8 protein-coding genes are annotated in these 7,146 nt (G+C 42.4%); all 8 read right to left on the reverse strand.

Features of this window, described 5'->3' with window-relative positions:
• Positions 1 to 14: 14 nt before the first annotated feature.
• Positions 15 to 1,874: a M61 family metallopeptidase gene (locus E4635_RS13585; RefSeq protein WP_135527237.1), complete on the reverse strand. Its 1,860-nt coding sequence runs from the start codon at positions 1,872 to 1,874 to the stop codon at positions 15 to 17.
• A 92-nt stretch (positions 1,875 to 1,966) separates the two neighbouring features.
• The gene (locus tag E4635_RS13590) at positions 1,967 to 2,245 is read right to left on the reverse strand and encodes a TIGR03643 family protein (protein ID WP_135527238.1); all 279 of its coding nucleotides are present in this window, start codon (positions 2,243 to 2,245) and stop codon (positions 1,967 to 1,969) included.
• A gap of 83 nt (positions 2,246 to 2,328) precedes the next feature.
• A complete protein-coding gene (locus tag E4635_RS13595; protein ID WP_135527239.1) occupies positions 2,329 to 3,165 on the reverse strand; it encodes a sterol desaturase family protein in 837 nt (278 codons plus the stop codon).
• Positions 3,166 to 3,200: 35 nt separating this feature from the next.
• Positions 3,201 to 3,803: an alpha-ketoglutarate-dependent dioxygenase AlkB family protein gene (locus E4635_RS13600; protein ID WP_135527240.1), complete on the reverse strand. Its 603-nt coding sequence runs from the start codon at positions 3,801 to 3,803 to the stop codon at positions 3,201 to 3,203.
• Between the two features lie 65 nt (positions 3,804 to 3,868).
• Entirely contained in the window at positions 3,869 to 4,576 is a 708-nt protein-coding gene (gene aqpZ / locus E4635_RS13605; RefSeq protein ID WP_135527241.1) for an aquaporin Z, read from the reverse strand.
• 33 nt (positions 4,577 to 4,609) lie between these two features.
• Positions 4,610 to 4,963 (reverse strand): DoxX family protein, encoded by a 354-nt coding sequence (locus tag E4635_RS13610; protein ID WP_135527242.1) that lies wholly within the window; start codon positions 4,961 to 4,963, stop codon positions 4,610 to 4,612.
• 59 nt (positions 4,964 to 5,022) lie between these two features.
• Entirely contained in the window at positions 5,023 to 5,934 is a 912-nt protein-coding gene (locus E4635_RS13615) for an EamA family transporter (protein ID WP_135527243.1), read from the reverse strand.
• A 94-nt stretch (positions 5,935 to 6,028) separates the two neighbouring features.
• Positions 6,029 to 6,835, reverse strand: a complete 807-nt coding sequence (locus E4635_RS13620; protein WP_135527244.1) for a hypothetical protein — start codon at positions 6,833 to 6,835, stop codon at positions 6,029 to 6,031.
• Positions 6,836 to 7,146 lie beyond the last annotated feature (311 nt).

Raw genomic sequence — 7,146 nt, forward strand, 5'->3', positions numbered from 1 at the left:
TCGTTTTTTTAGGTTTATCCTTTTAGCCAAGCTTCTCTTAAAGCATTTTTGCTTGCATCGGTGGCCTGGTAGCCATCCACTTCTTCAAATGGCAATTTGACTTTTCCTTTTACTTCCGATTCCTTGCCGTCGCGTTTGATGGTAACAGCGATAGGATCGTTCTCTTTCCAGTTCTGGCTTTCCATAATCAAATCGTAGATATTGTCAAGGTTGTATTTTTTACCATTGATAGCCGTAATAGCATCTCCGTTTTTAATACCCAAAGCTTTGTAAAACTCAGGAAGGTCAATTCCCGGCAACATCATGATTTCCTTGGTATCCGGGTTTACGGTAATATAAGGTGTCTGCCCTTTTAGGAAAACATTGCCCGGTTTTTTGGTTTTAGCCTGTGTAATCCCCACTTTTGCGAAGTATTTCTCGTAAGGGATAGGTGTTGGGCCACTTACGTACGTATCCAGGAAAGTCCTTACTTCCGGATAGGTGAAAGCTTCGATTTTATCGAATAATTCATTGTCGTTAAAAGGTTTGTTCGGGCCGTACTCATTGGTCAGTTTTTGCATTAAGTCAAGGATGCCTCTCTGTCCGTGGCTGTTTTCCCTGATGATAATATCGATGCACATGCCGATCAATGCCCCTTTTTGGTATACATTCAGGTATTGGTCCTTATAAGGCTGTGTCAATACATTGGCACTCATAGTAGTAAACGGCATAGTGTCGTTCATGGCCGATGCCTGGCGGATTTTATCAGACATACGGTTGTAGAAATCCTCTTCGGAAATCAATCCCTGGTTTACCTGGAACAAATTGGCGAAATATTCCGTAACTCCTTCATACATCCATAAATGCTTGGACATTTTAGGGTTGTTGAAATCAAAATAATGAATTTCATTCGAATGTACTCCCAGTGGAGTCACAATGTGGAAGAATTCATGCGAAACCACATCTTTCAATTGCTCGGCCATTTCCTCGGTAGGCATCATTTCCGGCATCACCACTGTTGTGGAAGTTGGGTGTTCCAAAGCGCCAAATCCTTTTGCATCCTGTTTTTTCATATCGGACAGGTACAATAAGACAGCGTATTTTTTATTATTGTTGATAGGCCCTAGAAATTTCTTCTGGGCACGCATCATCGTTTCCATGGCAGGAGTGATATCGGCTGCTTTGTAAGTCCCGTTTGGCGAATAAACGCTAATAAGGATTTCCATGTTGTCTACCTTGAAGGTTGTGTAATTCGGTTTGGAATACATGATCGGGTGTTCCACCAGTTCTGCATAACGTGCCGTTTTGAACACATCCTTGCCCGCGCTGGCATCCAGATCATCCATTGATGTGGCTCCGAACAATCCTTCCGGGTGCAAGACCGTAGTAGTGTACGGAGTAGCCAGTTTATCTGAAAAATAACCGACAAACCCGTGTGTGTTCAACATATAATTTTCAGGGGAAATATTGGTTCCCGCCGGTGAGAATACATCCGAATCGTTTCCGAAACCACCGCCTTTTTCAGTATCATACGTATCATTTACCCAGTAGGTAACCTTGCCCAGTTTCTTCGCGCCTTCTATTTTCCAGGAATTTTGGTCAATATTGGTGATGGTAAGCGGATTGCCTTTGGTGTCGAATGCTTTTACATTTTCAATGTATTTTCCGTAATTATCTGTCGAATAGGTCCCCGGAACAGTTTTAGGAATGCTGAAAGTAACCACATCCTGGCTGCTTGGTGAAGGCATCAGGGTTACCATTACTTTGTCGTCTTTAGGATTGTTTAAGTCAATCGTAACTTGTACTTCCGGGTTTCCGGCAGCCGTGCTTGTCTGCGCTGTTTTACAGCTTAACAGTAAGCTGGCAATGGCAACCGAACAGATTAATTTTTTCATAGTTTAATGATATTGATTCTGTATTTGTATCGTTTTTGGGATTTATGTTACATAGAAAATCAAAAAAACTCCTGAAAGACAGGAGTTCGGATTTAATCAAATTTATTTTTCAAATAGTATTTTCCATCAAGGTCTTCATCGAATTCATCGATGTTGACTTGCTTCGGTTTTGGTTTAGCAGCCGTTACTTTTTTCTTCCAAAGTTCAAATTTGTCCTTCGGGAGTCGTTTTCGCATCAATTCGGTCACCTCATTTTCAGAAATACCGAATTCTTCCTTAATTGCTTCAAAAGGTTTCCGTTCCTCTTGCGCCATACTGACTAGTCTTTCTAAATTTTCTCTGTCTAGTTCAGCTATTTTACTTTTTCTCATTCCTCAACGATTAATTCAATAATAATAGTCGCAAATTGTATTCCAATATTAATAAAAAAGCTAAAATTAAAAAAAAATATTTTTCAATTTTTCGATTCTGTTGTCAAAGCCCGATATCCTTCAAGCGGTATTTTCAATAACTCCGAAAGCCTGTTATGTTCCTCGGGCCGCATGTGCGTATCCACGCCATATACGATCTGATGTGCCGGCAACACCAAAAAAGTCCCGAACAGCCTGTCCCAAATCGAAAAGATATTACCATAATTACTGTCGGTATACGGTAAAACATAATGATGGTGTACTTTGTGCATATCGGGAGAAACAATGAAGTAACTGATGGCGGTATCTAATTTTTTGGGCAATGAGATGTTCGCATGGTTGAATTGAGACAAAAACACCGAAACCGATTGGTACAGGAAGAACAGCCACATAGGTGCCCCAACGATTATAACGGCCAAAAGCGTAAAAATAAAACGGATAACACTTTCCCCCGGATGGTGCCGGTTGGCCGATGTGGTATCAATCCAGGTATCCGTATGATGAATTAAGTGGAAACGCCACAAAGCCTTTGTTTTATGCTGGACATAATGAGCGAGGTAAGCCCCGATCAGGTCCATCAGAAGCAAGCCTGCAACAGCCTGGAGCCAAAGCGGGCGTACCGAAAGCCAGTAGAGCAATCCAAAATGGTGTTCCGTAACCCACACCGAACCCCTGTACACTAAAAAAGCCAGCGAAAAATTGATCAGGATGGTTGTTACGGTAAAAAAGAAATTAATCCCGGCATGGTGCCATTTCCGGTAGGAAAACCTAAAAAGCGGAAACCCGTTTTCCAGAAGCCAGAAAAAAGTAATCCCACCTATTAAAAGCAAGCTCCTGTGAGAGGAAGGAATGGTTTGGAAATAAGCTATGATTTCGTCCATTTGGGATTAGTTTGTATCAAATTTAGCAAAAAATATTATTTGATTATCCTAAAAGTAAGATTAATTCTGCTCCCTACAGGTTTTGTGATCTTGGGTACCTGGTGTTTCCAAAAGTGCTGTGTAGTACCTTTCATGACCAGCAGGCTCCCATGTTGGAGCAGGATATTCTGCCGGGCTTCCTTAAGGGTGTTGTGCTTGAGCTGGAACATTCTTTCGGCACCGAAACTCACTGAGGCGATAATAGGGTCCCGGCCCAATTCCCTTTCGTTGTCTGCATGCCATCCGTTGCTGTCTCTCCCGTCCCGGTATTTGTTGAGTAGTACTGTGGTAAAGTTTTCCTGGCAGATTTTTTCGACTTCTTCCTTGATATGCATAATAAGAGGGGACCAGGTGTGAGGCTGCATGATAATGCCGGAATAGCCATAGGGTTTGCCTTCGTTGCCATAAAGGGCCGTTAGCCTAGGCTGCAGGTGCGTTTTCCCGAAAACGGTAATGGTGTCCTGTTGCCAGGGGATTTCGGTATTTAATTTTTCCAGCAGTTCATTGGCTTTTGCCGGCAAAAAGAAATCCGGATAATATTCGATAGCGGCATCCGGGAGGTCGAAGATGATTTTTTCTTCTGGAAATAAGGAGTTCATCTTCCAAAAATATAAAAAAAGCGGTAAAAAAATCACCGCTTGTAAAGTTTCTTATGTATAAGGAATCATTCTGTTTCGTTTTTCTGTAATAGGGTTTTGTACAGGTATCCGCCCAAAAGCGCGCCAGCTATCGGGGCCACCCAAAAAAGCCATACCTGGGACAACGGTTCACCGCCGGCAAAAACCGCCTGGGACAACGAGCGTGCAGGATTTACAGAAGTGTTGGTAATAGGGATGCTCACCAGGTGGATCAGTGTTAGCGCCAAACCAATAGCCACTCCGGCTACTTTCCCGTTTGCAAATTTATCCGTGGCACCTAAAATGATAAGCAAAAAGAACATTGTCAGGACAAATTCAGCTAAAAAAGCAGCTCCCATGCTGTATCCGTCCGGTGAGAAGGCACCGAAACCATTGCTCGCAAAAGCACCGGCCTTGGTATTATCGATGGCAAAGCCCGGTTTCCCGCTCAGGATTAAAAATAAAGTCCCGGCTGCCAGTATAGCGCCTGCACATTGGGACAGGATGTAGGAGGCCAGTTCTTTGGCTGAAAACCTTCCGCCAGCCCACAATCCTATGGATACTGCCGGATTGAAATGCCCGCCCGAAATATGTCCTACCGCATAAGCCATCGTCAAAACGGTTAACCCGAAGGCCAGTGCCACACCGGCAAACCCAATTCCTAAATCCGGATATCCGGCAGCAAACAACGCACTTCCGCAACCTCCGAAAACTAACCAATACGTTCCGAAAAATTCTGCAAATAACTTTTTCATAGTAATAAAATTTGATGTTGGTTAAAAAATAGTTTACGTATATACATAAGCCCATACGATCAATACGGCCTGTAAAGGCAATCGTACCAGGCGGAGCCATTTGGATAGGCCCAGGGCCGCATTTTCATTTTGGTACATGTACAAATTAGCCGGGAAAATAAAAACCAGCAAAGCCATAATACCCCAGGCGGCATATTCTGAAAGGAGGGGAATGCAAAGGCAAATGCCCAGGATTATTTCGGCAAAACCACTTATGCGGTTGAGCATTTCCGGGTTGGAAAAATAAGGAGGGATTATTTTCAGGTACAGCCTTGGTTTCCTGAAATGATTGATTCCTGCCATAATATACAGGAAAGCCATTACATACAGGTGCCAGGGTAAAGTCATGATGAAATGATTATTTCATACGAATTTACTTAAAAAATAGGTAAAAAATAAAAAAAGGTTTATTTCTTTTGAAACTGGATATTCATAATGGCAATTGCGAGAAGGATCAGGACAATCCCAAGCCATTGCGAAAATACCACCTCTTCCTTTAGGATAAAAAAGGCCATGGTTACCGAAACCGGCAATTCCAAGGAAGCCACGATGCTTCCCAAACCAATCCCCGTAAACGGAAATCCGGCATTCATCAGGATAGGAGGGATGACCGTGCCGAACAAGGCCAGCAAAATACCCCATTTGAAGAAAATATCGTAATTAAAGGGCGTTACCTGGGTACAAACCGCAAAAATGAAAACAATTACCGCTCCACCCAATAACATATACAAACTGCGTTGTGCCGAAGAAACGCTAACGGCAATGCTATTGGCCGTAAACATGGTCGTGGTAAACGAAGCTGCTGCCAACAACCCTAAAACAATACCGCGCCAGTCTAATGTGGCTTGGTTGTGAAGCAGGTTCGTAGCCAGGACAGTACCAGCCAGGACAATCCCAACGGCGGCCACCTTTATGGCAGAAGGTTTCTTTTTCTCCAAAAGGAATTCCAGCAGGACACCCATCCAAACGGTTTGCATCAATAATACGATCCCGATGGAAACCGGGATGTACCGTACCGCCAGGTAATAAAAAATACTGGTCAATCCTGTGGAGGTCCCGGCAATCATGAGCTGGGTGATGTTCTTTTTGGAAGCTTTGACCACTTCCTGTCCTTTTTTTGCTTTTTGAAAGGCATTGATGAGCAATACCATCAAAATGCCTAATATGAATTGGGCTGAAATTACTTCTGCAGGTGTAAAAGGAAGGCCCGTAACGCCTTTGTCGGCATACGCAAGTTTTACAAAAGTGGCTAACATACCATAACTGGTTGCACCTAACCCTACTAATAAAACTCCTTTAAATACACTATTGTTTGTCATTATCGTCTAAAATTAAAAAGCCGACAAAGATAGACTTTAGTTGTGAGTTATGAATTATCAGTAGGTTTTTTTATTCAAAAAAACGAAAGGAGGATTATCGCCTTCCCCTTCTCGGGCTTTTGACGGTTTTTATAGTGCCCTTCCTGTTTTTATGCATTACTGTGGTGCTCCTACGGTTTTTGACCACCAGTGTTGAAGAATGCCTTTTTGGCGCATAGATTTTCCCGGTCATTACAATGCGGTGCGACGGAGCCCTGTGGAAATATACCCTGTGAGGTGCGCATCTTTTATAGAAAAACCGGTGGTGGTATACTTTCCAGGGTTTCCACCAATGCGGGTAATAGCCCCAATGATGCGGAGAAACCCAAACGACATAACCCGGCGCATACAAAAAACGGACACTTGGCCAGAACCATACATTGACTACAATCCTGTTCGTGATTATTTCAGGGGCAGCCGGGCCCGGTTTCGAATTGCCGATGCTTTGTTCTGCTTCAAACGGTTCTACAATAGTATTGTCGGCATATAGTTCGTCGTTGCCGGTAATTTCGAGGATGGCTTCCGCTGCTGCAGTTTTTTCGATGCCAATAGTGGCAATGTCTTGTTTCTCATTAGCATTGAGGTAGGTACTCAATACAATTACATGGTTGTTGTTTTCTTTAATGTCTTCTACGACAATATAATCCGTTTCCCCGTCTTTGTTAAGGTCTAGGTTGTTTACATTGCTGTTTTCCTCATTGAGGCGCTTTTCAAATTCTTCCAATGTGCTGGAATTCTTAAAAACGGCCAAAGCGCCTTCCAGGCTAAAGTCATCTCCCGTATATTCAGGGTTTTCGCTTTGCTGGCTGTATCCCGAGGCCATTCCCAGAACGACCATTAGGGTGTAGGTTATTTTTTTCATAGTGTCTTGATTTAAGGATAAGACTTTTAAAATCGGGAAAGGTTTAATGAGGAGGGGGAATATAGAAAATAGAAAATAGAACATAGAAGAAAGAGGCAAGAAGAAAGAAACAAGATAAGATTTGTGGTTTGTGGTAAAATTTCTTCATGGAAACATTTTACCACAAAAGCGTGATAAATTTTCTTCATAAAAATATTTTATCACAAAAGTGTGATAAATTTTATCGCAACTATTTTTTTATCACAAAAGTTGTTTCAAATTTTTTTAAAAATATATTTTGAAACAAAAAGTATGATGATTTTTTTGCCACA

Origin of the sequence: Flavobacterium humi (genome assembly GCF_004745595.1) — a bacterium.
Lineage (GTDB): Bacteria > Bacteroidota > Bacteroidia > Flavobacteriales > Flavobacteriaceae > Flavobacterium > Flavobacterium humi.